Source organism: Desulfosarcina sp., from assembly GCF_046496365.1.
In the GTDB taxonomy this organism is placed as follows: domain Bacteria; phylum Desulfobacterota; class Desulfobacteria; order Desulfobacterales; family Desulfosarcinaceae; genus Desulfosarcina.
This window is the reverse complement of sequence record NZ_JAWOHB010000174.1, coordinates 1-17,595: the sequence shown is the minus strand read 5'-3', so window position 1 is coordinate 17,595 and position 17,595 is coordinate 1. Positions and strand designations below refer to the sequence as shown.

Below are 17,595 nucleotides of genomic sequence, written 5' to 3'. Positions count from 1 at the left end.
ATTTGATCAGCATTGAAGCTAAGGGACGACATTTTTCAGCAAACGGTCTAATCGGGAACCAGGCATCTTTGGGCAACAATGACTCAAAATCGCACACTTGACGAATTTGCAGCGGAAAACAAGCACCTTCGGGAAAAGCTACAGATCCTGGAGCGCGAAAAAGAAGCCTGGCGCAAAACCCAGTTCATTGCCAATGCCGCCGACCAGCTGCTGACCATGATTGATCGAAATTATGTTTATGAAAGCGTGAACCAGGCCTATTGCCGGGCCCGGGGCCAGCAGCGCGATGATGTTGTCGGCAAACATGTCGCCGAGGTCTGGGGGCAGGTTCAGTTCGACGCGATTATCAAACCCAAACTTGACAATTGTTTTGCCGGTCATGTGACCAGTTCTGAAGACTGGTTCAAATTCGACGGCAGGGAGCTGCGCTGCTATCAGGTAACCTACAATCCCTACCACGACGAGAACGGTCTGGTTTCCCATGCTGTGGTGGTCACCCACGACATCACCCCCCGCAAACATGCGGAGGCCGGGATGAAAAAGGCCAACGACCGTCTCGAAAGGCGTGTCCAGCTGCGCACCGAAGCCCTTGAAGCGGCCAACACCCAGCTTCGCAATGAAATCGAAGAACGCAGTCGGGTGGAAAAGGCCCTGAGGGAAAGCGAGGACCGCTACCGTTCCGTTTCCCGGGACATGCCGGCCATGGTATGCCGGTATCTGCCCGACGGCAAGCTTACCTTTGCCAACGTACGCTTCAAGACCCACTTCCAGGTGTCCGACGAGAGCCTCGCGGCCACGAATATTTTCGATTTTTTCAACGACGCCGAGCGGCAGCGCATGAAAAAACGACTGGAGCGCCTGCACCCGGAAAAGCCCATGGTCATATACGAACAATGCACCCAATCCGAGACCGGGGAGACGCGCTGGCGGCAGTGGACCGATCGCGCCCTGTTCGACGATCAGGGCAACGCAATGGAATATCAAAGCATCAGCATCGATATCACTGAAAAAAAAAATGTGGAGAGCAAGCTTCAGCAGGCGCAGAAAATGGAGGCCATCGGCACGCTTGCCGGCGGCATCGCCCACGACTTTAACAACCTGCTCATGGGAATCCAGGGCAACATCTCCTTGATAAACTTGGAAGTCAAGCACGGGCACCCCCTGTACGACAACATCCGAAGTATCGAACAACTCGTGGACAGCGGAGCCAACCTGACCCGGCAGATGCTGGGGTTTGCCCGCGGCGGAAAATACGTGGTCAAGCCGGTCAACCTGAACGATGTGGTGGCTGAAACAGCTGCCCTGTTCGGTAGGACCCGCAAATCCATTCGCATTCATGAGACCTATGAACCGGAAGTTCGTTTGGTTTCCGCCGACCGGGGCCAGATCGAGCAGGTCCTGATCAACCTGTACCTGAATGCCTGGCAGGCCATGTCGGAAAAAGGCGATCTGTACCTGGAAACGCAGAATGTCACCATCGACGAAAAATTCGTCAAACCTTTTGAAATCAGCTACGGCGACTATGTGCGCGCATCGGTGACCGATACGGGCAAAGGCATCGACCCGTCCATTGCCCACCGGATTTTCGACCCCTTCTTCACCACCAAGGAGTTCGGCTCCGGGTCTGGCCTCGGTCTGGCCTCGGTCTTCGGCATCGTCAAGAACCACGACGGCATCGTGGATTTTGAAAGCTATTGCGGCAGGGGCACCACCTTCAGCGTCTACCTGCCGGTCTCCCGGGAAACCACCAAAGAACCTTTGCCGACGCCGGTGGGTATATTAAAAGGTCCGGAAACCATTTTGCTGGTGGACGACGAGCCCTATATCCTGGATATCGGTGAAAAGATGCTTCAAAAAATGGGTTACACGGTTCTCAGAGCCTGCTGCGGTGAGGAAGCGGTTCGCATGTTTAACGATCACAACCGGAAGATTGATCTTGTGATCTTAGATATGATCATGCCGGATATCGGCGGTGGCGAAGTCTTTGACAGAATCCGCACCATTCGGTCGGACACCAAGGTTCTGCTGGCAAGCGGCTATAGCATGGGCGAGGCTGCCGCCATAATCGCCCGTGGATGCAATGGATTCATCCAGAAACCGTTTGGCATGGAAAAGCTCTCCCATGCCATCCGTGAAGTCATCGACAACGGCCACCACCGGCCCGCTGCCTAACAGCCACAGAACATGGAATCGGGTATCAATCCATATGCTTGGATTGGGTAGATTGCCTGCACATACCGCCTTCACCCCGCGGCCTGAAAAGCTGCGCAACCCCTGAGAGGAGCTCTTCCGGTTCATGGCCGTTCAATCTCACCACCCCGCGGCGCCATCACCGTCAGCCACCATCATCCTTGTCCGTCAACACGAAGCAAAGATGGAAGTCTACCTGCTGCGCCGCAGCGCCGCCAGCAAATTCATGCCGGGCACCTATGTCTTTCCGGGGGGTGGCCTGGAAGACCAGGACATGGATGCCGTCTTCTGGCAAAAACATGTGGATATCCGCATCGATCAGCTGGACCGGGTTCTGGATGGCAAGGCGGCTCAAATGCTGCCCTTTGCCGTAGCAGCCATCCGGGAAACCTGGGAGGAAGCCGGGCTGCTGCTGGCCACGCCCATTGGAAGACGCGACATTTTTGAGGGCGTCACTGACCGCGGCACACCCTTCACGCAGTTGATTCAGTCTCAGGGCCTTGGCCTGTGTGTGTCCAAACTGGGGCGCTGGCACCACTGGATCACCCCCGAGTTGATGCCGCGACGCTTCGACACCTTCTTTTTTATAGCGCCTGTTGAACTGGGCCAGCGTTGCCGGCCGGACAATCATGAAACGGATCACGGCGCCTGGGTCAATCCCCGCGAGGCACTGCTGAAAAACGCTGACGGATCATTGCCTTTAAGCCCGCCGACCCTGGTAACCATGCATCAGATGCTGCCCTTTGTCGATCTGGATGCCCTTATGGCGGAAGCGCGGTATCGGTCCTGGCCGACGCCCATAATGCCGCGGTTGATGCCCCTGAAAAAGGGCGCATTGATCATCGAACCCTGGGATCCGGATTACAGCAGCCCAACCCCATCTGTGGACGTCGAAAGCCTGGAGAAGGACCTGTTACCCATAGGTGCGCCCTTTTCCCGTCTGTGGCGCCATGGGGGAATCTGCCGGCCGGTAAGGCATCCGGATGAAAACAGGGGTTAGATTGCACACGGATGCCCGAAAGTAAGAGATCTGAGATGGTTAATTTGGAATCTGAACCATCTTTGATGGTAGGGAGTTCAACGCTTTCATGCTGCGCGTTTTTCAAACTGATATTTTAAACCCGGAACAGTTCGTGGTGACCCTGGAGCTGGTGCCCGGAAGGGAATCCACCGGCCGATCCGTAGACACGGTCATGGGCATCGCCAAAGATGCCTTTGCCGACGGGCGGGTATCCGCCGTCTCCATCACAGATAACCCCGGCGGCAACCCGTCCCTGAGTCCCGACGCCATCGGTTATCGGATATTTTCCATCGGCATGGACGTCATCGTGCATTTCACCTGCAGGGACATGAACCGGGTGGGCATGGAAAGCCGGACCCTGCAACTGGCCATGATGGGCATGAAAAACATTCTGGCCCTGACCGGCGACTACTCCGGCATGGGTTTCGGTGGTCAGGGAGCCCCGGTATTCGATCTGGATTCGGTAAACCTGCAGATCATGATCATGTTGATCAGCAAGCGCATCAACGCCGCCGGCGATCCCGACGGATTTTTCACCGGTTGCGCGGTTTCTCCGTTCAAGCAGACCGAAGGGGAGTGCGTGGCGCAATATGCCAAAATGAGCCGCAAGGCAGCCGCCGGTGCCCAATTTGCCATTACCCAACTGGGCTACGATGCCCGCAAGTTCCACGAACTGATCGGTATCCAAAGCTATATGGACCTCACGATTCCCACCCTGGGATCAGTTTACCTGCTTACCCCCAAAACCGCGCGAATCATGAACCGGGGCCGGGTGCCGGGCGCAGTGGTCACCGATCAGCTCCTCGAAACGGTAGAAGGAGAATGGCAGGACCAACAGCAGGGAAAGGCCGCAGCCATCGAGCGGGCAGCCCGCTTGGGAGCTGTGCTGCAGGGACTGGGGTATCGGGGCATTCACATCGGCGGTATTCATCGTGACTTTTCCACTGTGGGGATGATCCTGGATCGCATGGCCAGGATCAAGGATCAATGGCGGGATTTCATCCCCCAATTCGATTATCCCCAGCCGGGAGGGTTTTATGCCTTCAGGGAAGCACCGCCCGCTCCGGCAACCACTCCCGTGTTCGGTCTGCATCCACAGCCGGTGCCGGTCGTCGACCGGGTGCTCCATCCCCTGATGAAGGCCGCCCACAGCCTGTTTTTCACTTTCGAATCACCGCTTGCACCCTTGTATCGAACGATTTGCCAGACACTGGATACAGGGATTTCCGGACGGCTGTTTCTGCACCTTATCGAACACCCCATCAAACGCATGCTGCTGGGGTGCCTGCAGTGTGGTGACTGCGCGATCCAGCACGTGGGTTTTTTATGCCCCGAATCCGGATGTCCCAAACATACCCGCAACGGCGCCTGCGGCGGCAGCCGCCACGGCATGTGTGAAGTGAACGCCGACCGCAGATGTGTCTGGTTCCATGCCCATAATCGGCTGGATGCGCAGGGAAAAATCAAGGAGCTGTGCGACGGGTGCGTCCCCCCGCGGATGTGGGAGCTGAATCACACCTCCTCCTGGATCAATTTTCACTTGCGGCGGGACCACCAGAGCAGCGGCAGTGAAATTGCAGATTTCTGCCGTCAGGCAACCTGCCGGTTGCTGGCGGATGACGGTTAAGGTGGTGCGCGTATTAAAAAAACCCGTTCAAGGCTGACCGGCGAGTCTATCTTCGCCACTGCGCCGATTGTCCGGGTATCCCATGATTCGCCGCAAGCGACGATCGTATCCACAGCGTCGATCCCAGTGGGTTCTCCGCTCCCGGGCGCAGGGAGCCGAAACCAGAAACCGCCGATCCCGAACCCGGCGTCTGCCGCCGTTATCCGCGACATCAACAGCCGTTAGCCCTTTATCCATGAGTCACCTCCCCCCGCGGATTATGCGTAGGTCTGGAATTTGGTACGGCTCGAGATATCACGGGGAGTGCCGGTAGCGACGAACAGCGGGCCATCTTTGCACGGGACAACATCAATGCAAGCGATTCGTTCCGGATGCCGTCTTCGAATCTTATCGATTTTGTGTGTTCCTGTCAAAATGAATTCTGGCATCGTTTGTCGGGCCGGAATCGGCAGCCATGGCGAATGTCATCTGACTGGGCCACGGCCGACTTACACCCCGCCATCAGCGGGATTCCGGCCGCCGGTGAGGGTTGCCGCAGTCCGAAGTGATCCGCATTTTTGTAATTGACCACCTTTTCACGCATACATAGACAGTGGCCTTTTTTCGGAAATCTGCTATAAACGCGCCCATGAAAAAACGATCACCATTCAGCGCCGGGATTGAAAAGCCTGCTGAAAAAACAGATAATCCCTTCTCGTGCTGGCTGCCTGTGCGAACCGGCATCCTTTCCATGTTCATCCTGCGCCGACTTTTTTCCGGCATTCGTCTGAGTTCCGAACTAAAAACGGCCATCGGAAATCTTCCCAAGGATGCCGTCGTCGTCTACGCCTCGAAGAACAAAAGCTATTTCGAGTTTCTGTGCTACTACACCCTTTACATGCAAACCAAACTGCCCTACCCCCAGTTGGGGTTCGACTGCCATGTCAGGATCTGGCAACCGATAGGTCGATTGATGCGCATCGCCATCGTGCAGATGCGGTTCTTCCTGCGCCATTTTTCGTTTCGGGACCCTTACCGGGCCGGGTTCATTCGGGATGAGATCACCAAAGGAACCAACGCCTTTCTACCGCTGGTGGAAAAACGCGATTTCAACCGCCGGTTCATTAAATCCAAGACCGACCCCATCCGCCACCTGATCGACATTCAACGCACCCAAAAGCGGCCGATCTGCATTGTCCCGCAGCTGATGTTCTTCAGCAAGCTACCGGCGTCCACCCGGCCTACGCTGACGGATATCTTTTTCGGGTCTCCGCAGAAGCCGGGCAGATTGCGGCGCCTGGCCACACTGTTAAGCAAACCCGGCAATATTTTTATCGAGGTATCCGATCCCATTAACCTGAAGGAACTTCTGGAAAATGGGGAAAACCGGGGGCGCAGCACCGAATACCTGACGCTGAAGCTGCGACGGGATCTGTTGAGCCAGATCAACGCCCACCGCAAAAGCATCACCGGTCCCACCATCAAAACGCCTGAGGAGATCCGCCAGGAGATTCTCACCGGTGAGGAACTGCGCCAGTTCATGGGAACCTACGCCGATCGCCGCCAAATGACGATTGACCAGACTCACCGTGAAGCGATGGGTTATGTGAATGAAATCGCTTCCAATTACAGTCCTGCCTTTATCAATATCGTCCACCGGGTGACGGGGCGGTTGCTGAACACGCTGTTCGAATCGGTATCCTTCAGTCCGGAGTCGCTTTCAGATATCAAGCGGATCTCGCGCAAAGGGCCGATCATATTCATGCCGGCCCACAAAAGCCATATGGATTCGCTGCTGCTCGCCTACACCCTGTACGACAACCACATGCCCTGTCCGCACGTATTTGCCGGTAAAAACCTGGCCTTCTGGCCCATGGCGCCGCTGCTGCGGCGGGTGGGGGCTTTTTTTGTGCGGCGCAGCTTCAAGGGGGCCGTATTTTACGCCAAAGTATTTTCAGCCTATGTCTTCCGGGTGTTAAAGGAAGGATTCAATATCGCCGTTTACATTGAAGGCACCCGCAGCCGCAGCGGCAAATTGCTTCAGCCGCAGCTGGGAATGCTCTCGATCCTGCTGCACGCTTTTTTCGAGGGCGCCTGCAGGGACCTTAGCTTTGTCCCCGTCTTTATCGCCTACGACCGCATCCCGGACGAAGGCGCTTACCTGAATGAAATCAGCGGCGGCAAAAAAGTACCCGAGAGCTTCCTTCAGATGTTCAAGGCCAAGCGTATCCTTAAAAACCGCTACGGCAGCGTTCACCTGAACTTCGGTCCCCCGTTGGACTTAAACGACCTGCTGGCCGAACAGGGGCTCACCGGCGCCGTTATCTCTTCAAAACAGCAGACTCGGTTGTGCCGGGAAATCGGAGCCCGGATGATGCACGCCATCGATCGACAGACCGTGGTGACCCCCCAGTCACTGGTCGCCGGGGCCTTGTTATCGGGCGGCAGAGATCTCATCCACCGCAATGAGATTGGCTTTCGCATCGCGTCATCCATGAGCCTTTTATGGGCCCAGGGAGCCTGCCTGGCAGATGTCCTTGCCGACAATCACCCGTCTGCTGTGGACAGCGCCTTCAACCATTACCGCGGGCGTAAATTCATCCAGTGGATCGATTCCCAGACCCCGGGTCAGGGTCGGCAGGATGCCTGGCGCGTGGTGGAAAATCGGCGCAATGCCCTGGACTACTATAAGAACATCAGCATGTGCCATTTTGTTCCCGCGGCATTCACGGCCCTGGCCATATTGGAAAAGGACGCCTTCCAATTTTCCGCGACGGACCTGCACGATACCTATCGGCACCTTCAAAATCTGTTCATCGAAGAATTCAATCCGGACCCGATCCATCCTCCGGCCTACATCGTCCGCAAAACCGTCAAAGCGTTCATCGACAATGCAATCCTGGTTCCCCATCCGACCATGCCCGATACCTACAACCTCTCTTCGGAGGGTTTTCGCAAGCTGATTTTCTTTGCCGGGTATATTGAGCCGTTTATAGAATCCTACCGCACGGCACTGGTCTATTTTTCCAAAAACCGCCGTAACCGCCACCACAAGGCCAAAATGCTCAAGAAAATGCTGACCATCGGCAACCGGATGATCCGGCAAGGTGAAATCCGGCTCAGGGAATCCATCTCCAAGGCCAACTACGACAACGCCATCGGCTTTTTTTCCAAAAACGGGGTGCGCGGGTCCGAGGATGAAGAACAGGTGCGAAGGTGGAACGAGACCCTGGTTCATTATCAGAACCTGATTTCTCGGTAGAAACCGGAAAAAGCTGCACAAACCGATGCATGCGAGCCAAGCGGCGAGACCGGTGCAGATCTATTTCCGGCGGCTGGAGATGGGTCGCCGGGTGCGGACTGGTTTTTTCCTGACTACCTGCAGGGAATTGTAAAGCTTGGAGCGGGTCTTGCGTTTCAAATCCTTGATCATTTTGGGATCGGGGTCATTTTCCATCTCTTTCCGGCATACCGGACAAAGGGCCACCACGTTTTTGATGGAATGCTCACCGCCTTGTGACAGCGGCAGGATATGGCACGGTTTTAGATCTGCGGCCGCATACGCCATTCCGGATTCGACGCCGCAGCATTCACAGCACCTTCCGGCCCGTCGCAGCACCGAGTCAAATACATTCTTTTTGCGGTTGAATGGTTCGGTGCCATCGGCAGTCATTTTCCACGGTTGACCGGGTTCGGGCTTTTCAATCGACTGGGTGCGGCGGCCGGGTTCGGGATTGCAGGGGCACACGGCTGCTGACCGGGGGGCGGTTTTTGGGGAGGTCTGCGGTGTTGCGGATGCGCGGGTTGCAACGCTCGTCTGACCCTGTGGCGGGGTCCCTTTTTTTCGTTTTCTGACTAAAATTTTGTCCGATCCACCGGCGACATGGCGGTTTTGTGACACTGCTTTGAGCCATAAACTGTTGTTTTCCTCCTGCAAACGCTGTTTGAGGGCTTCATAGGTTTCATCCGCACGGAATTTTACATTCATCTCACGCAGCATCTGTTGAATTTCCAGTTTACTCAGCGTCATGGGTTTCCTTTGACTCATTTTTTAAATAGCGATGCCGCACAGGGCAGACTCACCCCATCGGCCGTTGGTGCGCGCATTCCACCTTCGAAAAAAGGACCGTTGATACCACCAACCCAGCCATCAATGCAAACGGATTTTTCCACACAGGCGGCAATCCGGTCGGCTCAACTGCCGGACAAGATGCCAGTCGCTGCGTATACGGGTCACGCCGGCAATCCGTATTGTGCATGAAAATATACATTCAGGTATACTTGAAAAGCCCTCTACGGGGGTCCCGCCTTCCAACCACCCGGAAAAACATAGGTTCAGAATATCAATTTATCATTTATTCTTTTGGTTAAAGCCTTTGAGGCATTCAGACGGCATCGTCAGATGGGAATCGTTGGCATCAATTATTTTGTCCCCGGCGGCATATGAATTGCTTAGCCTATCCAAAAACTGAATGTTGTCCTGTTGATACGCGTCTACCGTATCCGGGTGCTAATCCATGGGCAGCATTAACCTGAAAGAATGGAGGATATCATGCCAGACGCAGCTGTTTTATTCAATATCACCCCGCTGCCCTTCCTTTCGGTTCTGATTTGGTTTTTATTGATCATCGCCGCCATGTACTTTGCCCGCCGGCCCTTCCAGGATTCCATGGGGTCGCTGGGCCGATTGATCTACACGGCCATGCGTGTAGCCGCAGGATCGGTGAAGTCAGCACACCTGCGGCTGGAAGCGCGCAACCGAGAAGTGCTGCTGGCCGCCGGAATCGAACATGCCGAAAGGCGCACCGAACGTGAATTCGAACGAATCAGCACAGCGGTGGAACGCAACCTTGAAGCCTACCCCCAACTTCAGCGGCAGTTGCGGGAAAATCTTCTTAAATTTGAAGATGACTACCAGAAAACAGCAGAAATTCCCCAGAGCCTGTCGGACTGGGTCCAGGTGATCGATGCCATCGCCGGTATCAAACCTTCGGGTGACCCGATGGTGGCCAACATTCTCGAAGATATTCACAACACCTTGAAGGAACAGCATAAGGTTGCTCTCGGCGGTCATCGGAAAGCCGTGTCGGACCGCCACGGCATCCTTTCGCGCATGGTCCCCCAGTGGCGCGCCACCGATAAAACCCTCAAGGGCCTCGAAAAGGCCATCGGCGATCTGACCCGCCGCTCGCAGACGGTGGATCGGTGCATCACCGACTATGAAACCGTCAAAGCGCACACCGATGCTGCCGAACGTCAGCTTTCATCGTCCTCTCTGACGCAGTTTTTCACATCTGGCCTGGTTCTGGGTGTGTTTGTCATCGGTGCCATCATCAATTTCAACCTGGTGGCCCTGCCCATGTCCGAAATGGTAGGTGGGGCCAGTTATATCGGCATCTTCAAGACATCCGATGTGGCCGGCATGTTCATCGTCTGCCTGGAAGTCGTCGTGGGCATTTTTCTGATGGATGCCCTGCGCTTCACCCGCCTTTTTTCCGTGATCGGGTCTCTGGACGATAAAAAACGTACCTGGTTCTTCTGGATTTTGCTGATCATGCTCACCATCCTGGCCAGTGTGGAATCCTCTCTGGCATTCATGCGTGACCGCATTGCCGCAGATATGGAAGCCTTGAGGCAGAGTCTGGCCGGCCTGGAACCCCAGGCGGTGGCTGCCAGTAAAATCCCCACCATCGGTCAGATGGTGCTGGGATTCATCCTGCCCTTCATTCTCACGACGGTGGCCATGCCCTTTGAATCATTCGTTTCGTCATCGCGGACCGTGCTGGGCATGCTCGGTGCGTGGTCGCTGCGGACAATGGCTTTTTTCCTGCGCCTGGCAGGCAGCTCGGGCTATTACCTGGGTCGACTGGTGGTCAACCTTTACGATCTGGTGATCTTCCCGGCCCTCTGGCTGGAAGCGCTGATTAGTCGCAGGACGGCGGATGCGGCCTCCGTGAAAAAAAAGGCAAAAGATCGACCCGCAACCCAGAAAAATCCCATGACCATGCTTGAGGAGACGGCAGCATGCAAAAAAACAGTGGAGTGACCTCATTTTCAGTTACCGCCGCCCTATTTTTTACGGTTGTATTGGTTTTGACCGGATGTGCGCAGAAAACAGACCATACCAGGGGAGTCTACATGCTGGTGGACACGTCCGGCACCTACACCGAAGAGTTGAACAAGGCCCGGGCCATCACCAACTACCTGCTGGGCACCCTGACCCCCGGGGATACCATGGCCGTGGCCCGAATCGACACAGGCAGCTTCAGCGAGAAGGACATCATCGCCAAGGTTACGTTTGACCAGCGGCCATCCGTGGCCAACACACAAAAGCGCGCCTTTCAGAACCAGATGGCTGATTTTGTGGCATCGGTGGATGGCAGCAGCCACACGGACATCTCGGGTGGATTGCTGCAAGCCGTTGAATACCTGAACGAAACGGGGTCCGGTCATAAATACATTCTGATTTTCTCTGACCTGAAAGAGGAGCTGGCCAGGGGGCATGTGCGTGACGTTCCCTTTCAACTGTCCGGATTCAACATCATCGCCCTCAACGTCACCAAGCTGCGCGATGATATCCGCGACCCCAAAAACTATCTGCAGCGAGTGGACCAATGGCGGGCCAAAACAGAGTCCGGCGGGGGGGCCTGGCGGGTGATCAATGATTTAGAAAGGCTGGACAATATATTTTCGATGTAGGCGGGTTTAAACTCCAGAGACGAACGCACCCCGCCATTCCTGCCGGGGTGCGCCATACGCCTAAAAAATAAATTTCTGGGCCATCAGCCGTTTTTTCTGCCGATTCACGTAATCCACCAAGGCCTGTTCCAGCCCTGGGTCAATGGGGGGTTTTTCATATTGGGCCAGCCGCTGGGCCAACATGGTCTCGGTTCTATCGGCGACACAACGGGACCCCTTCGTCTCCCAATTCTGATAGTCGTCACGGGTGAAAAGCTTGGGCTGGTACAAGCTGCGGCAGTGCTTGAACGTCGTCGGATGGGTGAGATAATTTCCGTCACTGCCCAGACTCTTGATGGTAGCGACATCAATGGATTCCACGTTGATGTTCATGGCCGTCAACACCCGCCGCAGGGTGCGGCACACCTCCTCATCCAGGATCCACTTCTCGAAACTCATGGAGATATAGGACCCCAGCTGGCCGCAGGCGTGCAGGATAAAATTGGCGCCGTTGCGCACAGCCGTGCTCATCATCAAGGTCCCTTCGGCCGCGGCCTGAGAGTCCAGACAATGGGAATTGGTCAGCATGCCGCCGGTACGGCAGGGTATATTGTAAAACCGCGCCACCTGGATAATCGCCGAAGCCAGCGCAACCGCCTCAGGGGCGCCCACAGCCGAAGCGACCGTGCGCATATCCGAGGGCGCCGAAACCGACCCGTAGACTACCGGGGATCCAGGCCCGGCCAACTGGGAGAGCACGATGCCGCTCAGGATCTCGGCATTGGCCATGGCCAGCAGTCCCGGCAGGGAAACCGGCCCGCTGGTGCCGGCCAGCACCATGTCGGTGATGACCAGGGGCTGTCCTAAACGGGCCAGGTCGATGATGATTTCTGCCATTTCAGGGCTGTACTTGAGCGGGGAGGCCGCATGGACGATGGCGGGCATCACGGGCTGCTTTTTCAGTCCCTCCACACCGCCCCAGGCGATAGCGGCCATTTCCACCGAATCCAGTGCCGCCTGCCGGAAATTGCTGCCCGCCAGAAAGGCCTTGTCGCACAAGGTCAGATTGGCCAGCATCATGTCCAGGTGGGCGATCTGAGAGGGTACATCGGTGGGCTGGACCGTGAGAAATCCGTTCATGTCCAGTTGATCGGAGGTCTGAACCAGTTTACAGCTGGTATGATAATCATCCAGGGTAGCCGGACGGCGAATGCCGTCGGCGTTGGAGACATTGGGCGCACCGGCGGTTGGAAGGAAAACAAAGTCATCCTCACCGATGGCCACGTTGTACTGCGGATTGCGGGCGTGAACGACAAATCGGGAAGGAACCGTCGCCAAGGCGCGCATCACCTCCTTTTCAGTGATATACACGCGGGGGTTGGTGACGTTGAACCCGTTTTGCCGGAAAAGGTCCAGGGCTTCTTCGGAGCTGAATTTAACACCGGTTTCCGCAAGAATTTCCATGGATGCATCATGGATCAGGTTGATTTCGCGGCGGTTGAACACCTGCATACGGTCGCTCATCTGCATAATCTCCCATTTCGTATCGTCCCTTGCATGGAAAGCGTACCGTCAAATCCATAAAAGGCATTTAGGGGGCTCGGCCACCCAACGGATGAACGCTTCCCCTGGCCCGGGAAACCTCCCAATGCAATGGCCGCAGGTTTGCCATCTGCCTGTTTTCAGGTTAAAAGTCAAACGGAATTTCTCAATCGGCAGACCGGTAGGAAACGATGACGGCGAAACACCGGGATTCGCCTGATCTGCGGAATTTGAGGGTTGAATTATGGCGGCAATTCATTTAGCGTACGCCACTTGATCAGAACTGACCCCGGCCACCGCTCTGGAGCCAAGAATCCTGATTGTTGGGCCAGGGAAGGCATTTATCAGCGCTGTTAAAAACCACGCGCCGCCAGCGCCGAAAGGAAAACCGCCCATGAAAGGCAAGCCCGTTGTACCACCGATCTACATGACGGCTACTTACAAGTTCGACAATTCCGATGACCTGATCGATGTGGTCCAAAAACACAGTGGGTACATCTATTCCCGGTGGGACAACCCGACCGTCGTTGAGGTGGAAAAAACACTGGCCGACCTGGAAGGCTTTAAGCATGCCCTGGGTTTCAGTTCAGGCATGGCCGCCATCACCACCGCCATTCTGGCCCACGTGCAGTCCGGCGACCGCATCGTCACTACCCGGGAGCTTTACGGCGGCACCTATGAACTGATGGAAAAAGTCCTGCCAGGATTTGGCGTCGATACCACCTATGTCAACTGCTGGAAAACGGATGAGATCCTGGCCGAAATCGACAAGGGTCTGACCCTGCTGTATCTGGAATCACCGACCAATCCGCTGCTGCGCGTGGTTGATGCGCGCACCCTGGCCGACGCCGCCCACGCCAGGGGTGCCATGGTCCTTTTGGACTCCACGTTTGCATCTCCAATCAACCAGCACCCGATCGCATGGGGCGTCGACGCAGTGATTCACAGCGGCACCAAGTATCTGGCCGGACACCACGATGTTACCACGGGATTCGTCTGCTGCAACAAACCCTGCTACGACCGCATCTGGAGCCTGAGAAAAATCTTCGGTGGGGTCATGGACCCCATGTCCGCATTTCTCACCCTCCGCGGTCTGCAGACCCTGGAGCTTCGCATCCACAAACACAACCAAAACGCCTTGGAAATCGCAAGCTTCCTTGAAACCCACCCCAACATCGCCGCCGTGCACTACCCGGGACTCTGCTCCCATCCGGACCATGCAATCGCCAAAGTGCACATGGCAGGTTTTGGCGGCATGCTCAGCTTTGAGGTGGCGTCAGACTTCGACGGAACCAAACGGGTCATGGATCAATTAAAAAAAATCAAGCTGGCAACCAGCCTGGGTGGTGTCACCAGCCTGGCCAACCAACCCATAACCAACACCCATGCCGCCCTAAGCCCCGAGGCACGGCAAAAGGCCGGTGTCAATGAAAGCCTGGTGCGCCTCTCCGTGGGCATAGAAGCGGTGCAGACCCTCATCGATGATTTGAACCAGGCGTTGACCGCAGCCTAATCTTTAGGGAAATCCCTCCCTGAAAAGAATGAGTTGTTTCACCGGACCGGAGTGGGTGCCTGCCGGCCCGGAAACAGTGGCAGGAACACCCCAGGCATCCCGGCAGTCGGAAGACCGCAAGCCGGTTTTCACGGAAACGGTCCGCTTCCTCCAGGCCGGCGATGGCCCATGCCTCAGGCAGGATTTTGGGAGCCGATGCGATCCTGGTAAATGGCCTGGGCCTTTATCAGGGCGGCCACGTCATCAATCCCCATGGTTTCAAATTCGTCGTCAACCACGTGAAACCCGACCCGTTTGCCGTCCTGGACCATGAATTCGATCAGGTCGGTAAAAAAGAACTCTTCAATGTCGGTCATCCTGTTGTTGACATGCTTTTGTACGATCTGCGGTCGGGATGCCAAAATGGGAAGATAGTCCGCCAGGGTCGATCTGCGCACGGCATATATGCCTGAGTTGCAGACGGTCAAGGCTTGCTGCCGAGCAGTCGGGTAGTCTTTCCAGTATTTCCACTCGGTAATTTTTCTCACCTGACCCTTTTCGATTTCCAGCATCCCATATTGCTTCTTTTCCTTGGGGGAAAAGCCTAGAATCATCAGTTCGTGGGCCTTTAGACCAACAACCAGCCTGTCGAAAGTTCTCTTTTGCACAAACGGGACATCACCCATGGTTATAATCACATGCGCAGCGCGCTGCGCATTCACGAACTCTCCGGCGGCGAGAATAGCACCACCGGTGCCGTTGAGCACCGGCTGCTCACAATAGACTGCGCCGGTGCCCCGCGTGACCTTCATCACCTGATCTTTGCAATGATTGACGACCAGCGCCCTGGGTCCGGCAGGCAGATTATTCATCAGGTGCATGACTATGGGGTGGCCGCCAATAAAGACAGAACTGCCGGGAACCAGCGGCAACAGGGTTTTATTGCCGTCATAACCCTGCATTCGGCTGCCTCTTCCGGCAACCATGATAATCGAAGCGACATGTGGGTCAGGATCCGTCAAGGTCATATCATCCCTCTTTCTCCTGGATGGGTTGTTCCGAAAAACATCACTGCGCGGAGAACAGCTGCGGGCTTTATAAAATGAATTTTCCGCCCTGTCCACATGTTCGGATTCAGACGGCGCAGGTTGCCCAATGCAGCCGTTTTTTTTAAATCTGACGCACTGATTTTTAACTATTTGTATTTATTGTTTTTAATACCAATTTGACCCTGAATTCAGGCCCCTTTGAAACGAATTTGGACGTGCAAGGGATCCATTTCACCAGCGGACATGGGCCTAAAATTTTTAACTAATTGAATTTTATATTATTTTTTTTTTGGCGGAACCCTCTTTTTTTTCTTGCAATTGAGCCGAAAATACATATATTCGCGCGGTGAAGGCCCGGTAAAAAATCGGCACAAAGCCCCGGCTCTCAACAGTTCAGAACCGGAATATAAACAACCTTTTTTATAAAGGACAACACACACCATGCAGCTTATCATCAAGCGGAATGAACAGCTGACCGATTCACCGACACAGGCAGTTCAGGAAGGCGAAGACGAACCTCCCGACCCCAGCCCATGCCTGGAAGCCGCCTCTTCCATTTCCACCCCGCAACCCGCCGGACGAATTGTCCGGTTTCCCGCCCAACGCGCCGGAATTCTAAGCCCGGCCGTAAGATCGTTCCGCAAGCGACATTTTCCGAGCGTTCCCACCAAGTTGTGGAATGACTGGCAGTGGCAGACCAGCCATCGCATCCGCAGTCTAGCGCAACTGGAAAGGATGATTACCCTGTCCGAAGAGGAGCGTGCGTCCTTCAGCCGGTCGGCAACGGTGTTGCCCCTGGGTATCACGCCCTACTACATGAGCCTGGTTTCCCCTATTGATCCGGCCCAGCCCATTCGCCGCACCGTGATCCCCACCGCTCACGAAATGGTTCGCACGGTCGGTGAGGCCGACGATCCACTGGGTGAAGACGGTATGAGCCCGGTGCCCGGCCTGGTCCACCGCTATCCCGATCGCGTGCTCCTTCTGTTGTCCGACTTTTGTTCGACCTACTGCCGCTACTGCACGCGTTCCCGGGTGGTGGGCCATGGCGCCATTCACCCCAGCCGCAACCGTTTGGAGCGGGCCTTCGCCTATATTGAGCAGACGCCGTCCATCCGTGATGTCCTCCTTTCCGGTGGCGACCCGCTGATGCTTGGAGAAGAGAAACTCTCCTGGATTTTGTCGCGGCTGCGCCAGATTTCCCACGTGGAGATCGTTCGCATCGGCACAAAAGTTCCGGCGGTGCTGCCCCAACGCATCACCCCACGCCTGGTTCGCATGCTGCGCCAGTATCACCCCTTATGGATGAGCCTGCACTTTACCCATCCGGATGAATGCACCCCCGAAGCCCTGCGAGCCTGCTCCATGCTGGCTGATGCGGGGATTCCCCTGGGATCCCAGACGGTGCTGCTAAAAGGCGTCAACGACAACCTCGAGACCATGCGCAGTCTCGTACACAACCTGCTCAAGATGCGTGTGCGCCCCTACTACCTTTACCAATGCGACCCGATCACCGGATCGGCACACTTTCGCACCCCCATTGAAAAAGGCCTGGAAATCATCCGCGGCCTGCGCGGTTTTACCAGTGGCTATGCAGTTCCCACTTACGTGGTTGACGCCCCCGGCGGGGGTGGTAAGATCCCGTTGATGCCCGACTACGTGGTCTGCCGTGAAAATGATGCGCTGGTGCTGAGAAACTACGAAAGCAGGATCTACCGATACCCCGAAACCGGCAATATACTAAACAGTTAAAGATATCGACGCCCCTTATCCAGTCGGGGAACACACTCTTTACGGGGCGCGCATCCCCGACTGGTGTTGGACCTGGTCCAAGGAGTTAAACATGGTGGCCATGCAACCGATGTTGTGTGTCCGGTGCGCCCTGCAGGGCAAGACCTGCTGTCAGGGAAGAGAAATTTACATCACCTGCGGGGATGTGCGGCGCATCAGCGCTGCTGCTGGGCAAATTGAAGATCGCTTCCCCGTTCGCTCGTTCACCCCGCCGCAAGCGGCGGGG

The 17,595-nt window shown here is 55.8% G+C and carries 12 protein-coding genes; 8 read left to right on the top strand and 4 right to left on the bottom strand.

The features are described 5' to 3' along the window. Positions 1-78: 78 nt before the first annotated feature. The 3 genes from R6V78_RS17655 to R6V78_RS17645 all read left to right on the top strand — a co-directional run bounded on the left by R6V78_RS17655 (position 79) and on the right by R6V78_RS17645 (position 4,838). On the top strand, positions 79-2,172 hold the full coding sequence (locus R6V78_RS17655; RefSeq protein ID WP_410290700.1) for a PAS domain S-box protein: 2,094 nt from the start codon (positions 79-81) through the stop codon (positions 2,170-2,172). A gap of 124 nt (positions 2,173-2,296) precedes the next feature. Continuing rightward, the gene (locus R6V78_RS17650; protein ID WP_410290699.1) at positions 2,297-3,190 is read left to right on the top strand and encodes an NUDIX hydrolase; all 894 of its coding nucleotides are present in this window, start codon (positions 2,297-2,299) and stop codon (positions 3,188-3,190) included. 88 nt (positions 3,191-3,278) lie between these two features. After that, complete coding sequence (locus tag R6V78_RS17645; protein WP_410290698.1) at positions 3,279-4,838, top strand: methylenetetrahydrofolate reductase C-terminal domain-containing protein; 1,560 nt, start codon at positions 3,279-3,281, stop codon at positions 4,836-4,838. Between the two features lie 27 nt (positions 4,839-4,865). Here the strand turns inward: R6V78_RS17645 and R6V78_RS17640 are convergent, their stop codons facing one another. Then, positions 4,866-5,075, bottom strand: a complete 210-nt coding sequence (locus R6V78_RS17640; RefSeq protein WP_410290697.1) for a hypothetical protein — start codon at positions 5,073-5,075, stop codon at positions 4,866-4,868. Positions 5,076-5,466: 391 nt separating this feature from the next. Here R6V78_RS17640 and R6V78_RS17635 point away from each other — a divergent pair, with 391 nt between their 5' ends. Then, positions 5,467-8,079 (top strand): 1-acyl-sn-glycerol-3-phosphate acyltransferase, encoded by a 2,613-nt coding sequence (locus tag R6V78_RS17635; RefSeq protein ID WP_410290696.1) that lies wholly within the window; start codon positions 5,467-5,469, stop codon positions 8,077-8,079. A gap of 60 nt (positions 8,080-8,139) precedes the next feature. Here the strand turns inward: R6V78_RS17635 and R6V78_RS17630 are convergent, their stop codons facing one another. Continuing rightward, complete coding sequence (locus tag R6V78_RS17630) at positions 8,140-8,847, bottom strand: HNH endonuclease (RefSeq protein WP_410290695.1); 708 nt, start codon at positions 8,845-8,847, stop codon at positions 8,140-8,142. A gap of 522 nt (positions 8,848-9,369) precedes the next feature. On the opposite strand from R6V78_RS17630, the gene R6V78_RS17625 reads away from it, so the two are divergent. Continuing rightward, entirely contained in the window at positions 9,370-10,863 is a 1,494-nt protein-coding gene (locus R6V78_RS17625; protein WP_410290694.1) for a hypothetical protein, read from the top strand. Next, entirely contained in the window at positions 10,842-11,516 is a 675-nt protein-coding gene (locus R6V78_RS17620; protein WP_410290693.1) for a hypothetical protein, read from the top strand. Before R6V78_RS17625 ends, R6V78_RS17620 begins: the two co-directional genes overlap by 22 nt. Before the next feature lie 60 nt (positions 11,517-11,576). Here the strand turns inward: R6V78_RS17620 and R6V78_RS17615 are convergent, their stop codons facing one another. Beyond that, entirely contained in the window at positions 11,577-13,025 is a 1,449-nt protein-coding gene (locus R6V78_RS17615) for a trimethylamine methyltransferase family protein (RefSeq protein WP_410290692.1), read from the bottom strand. Between the two features lie 406 nt (positions 13,026-13,431). Here R6V78_RS17615 and R6V78_RS17610 point away from each other — a divergent pair, with 406 nt between their 5' ends. After that, positions 13,432-14,550 carry a trans-sulfuration enzyme family protein gene (locus R6V78_RS17610; RefSeq protein ID WP_410290691.1) on the top strand — a complete coding sequence of 373 codons (1,119 nt, stop codon included), beginning with the start codon at positions 13,432-13,434 and terminating at the stop codon, positions 14,548-14,550. A 173-nt stretch (positions 14,551-14,723) separates the two neighbouring features. On the opposite strand, the gene R6V78_RS17605 is transcribed toward R6V78_RS17610, so the two are convergent. Then, the gene (locus R6V78_RS17605; RefSeq protein ID WP_410290690.1) at positions 14,724-15,557 is read right to left on the bottom strand and encodes an NTP transferase domain-containing protein; all 834 of its coding nucleotides are present in this window, start codon (positions 15,555-15,557) and stop codon (positions 14,724-14,726) included. A 462-nt stretch (positions 15,558-16,019) separates the two neighbouring features. Between R6V78_RS17605 and R6V78_RS17600 the strand changes: the two genes are divergently transcribed. Then, positions 16,020-17,330, top strand: coding sequence for a KamA family radical SAM protein (locus R6V78_RS17600; RefSeq protein ID WP_410290689.1), 1,311 nt, complete (start codon positions 16,020-16,022; stop codon positions 17,328-17,330). Positions 17,331-17,595: the final 265 nt, after the last annotated feature.

Bases quoted from the DNA above. Each gene is read 5' to 3' on its own strand.
- R6V78_RS17605 (WP_410290690.1), bottom strand. From the start codon at position 15,557: ATGACCTTGACGGATCCTGACCCACATGTCGCTTCGATTATCATGGTT.
- R6V78_RS17615 (WP_410290692.1), bottom strand. From the start codon at position 13,025: ATGCAGATGAGCGACCGTATGCAGGTGTTCAACCGCCGCGAAATCAAC.
- R6V78_RS17640 (WP_410290697.1), bottom strand. From the start codon at position 5,075: ATGGATAAAGGGCTAACGGCTGTTGATGTCGCGGATAACGGCGGCAGA.
- R6V78_RS17635 (WP_410290696.1), top strand. From the start codon at position 5,467: ATGAAAAAACGATCACCATTCAGCGCCGGGATTGAAAAGCCTGCTGAA.
- R6V78_RS17655 (WP_410290700.1), top strand. From the start codon at position 79: ATGACTCAAAATCGCACACTTGACGAATTTGCAGCGGAAAACAAGCAC.
- R6V78_RS17600 (WP_410290689.1), top strand. From the start codon at position 16,020: ATGCAGCTTATCATCAAGCGGAATGAACAGCTGACCGATTCACCGACA.
- R6V78_RS17650 (WP_410290699.1), top strand. From the start codon at position 2,297: ATGGCCGTTCAATCTCACCACCCCGCGGCGCCATCACCGTCAGCCACC.
- R6V78_RS17630 (WP_410290695.1), bottom strand. From the start codon at position 8,847: ATGACGCTGAGTAAACTGGAAATTCAACAGATGCTGCGTGAGATGAAT.
- R6V78_RS17645 (WP_410290698.1), top strand. From the start codon at position 3,279: ATGCTGCGCGTTTTTCAAACTGATATTTTAAACCCGGAACAGTTCGTG.
- R6V78_RS17610 (WP_410290691.1), top strand. From the start codon at position 13,432: ATGAAAGGCAAGCCCGTTGTACCACCGATCTACATGACGGCTACTTAC.
- R6V78_RS17620 (WP_410290693.1), top strand. From the start codon at position 10,842: ATGCAAAAAAACAGTGGAGTGACCTCATTTTCAGTTACCGCCGCCCTA.
- R6V78_RS17625 (WP_410290694.1), top strand. From the start codon at position 9,370: ATGCCAGACGCAGCTGTTTTATTCAATATCACCCCGCTGCCCTTCCTT.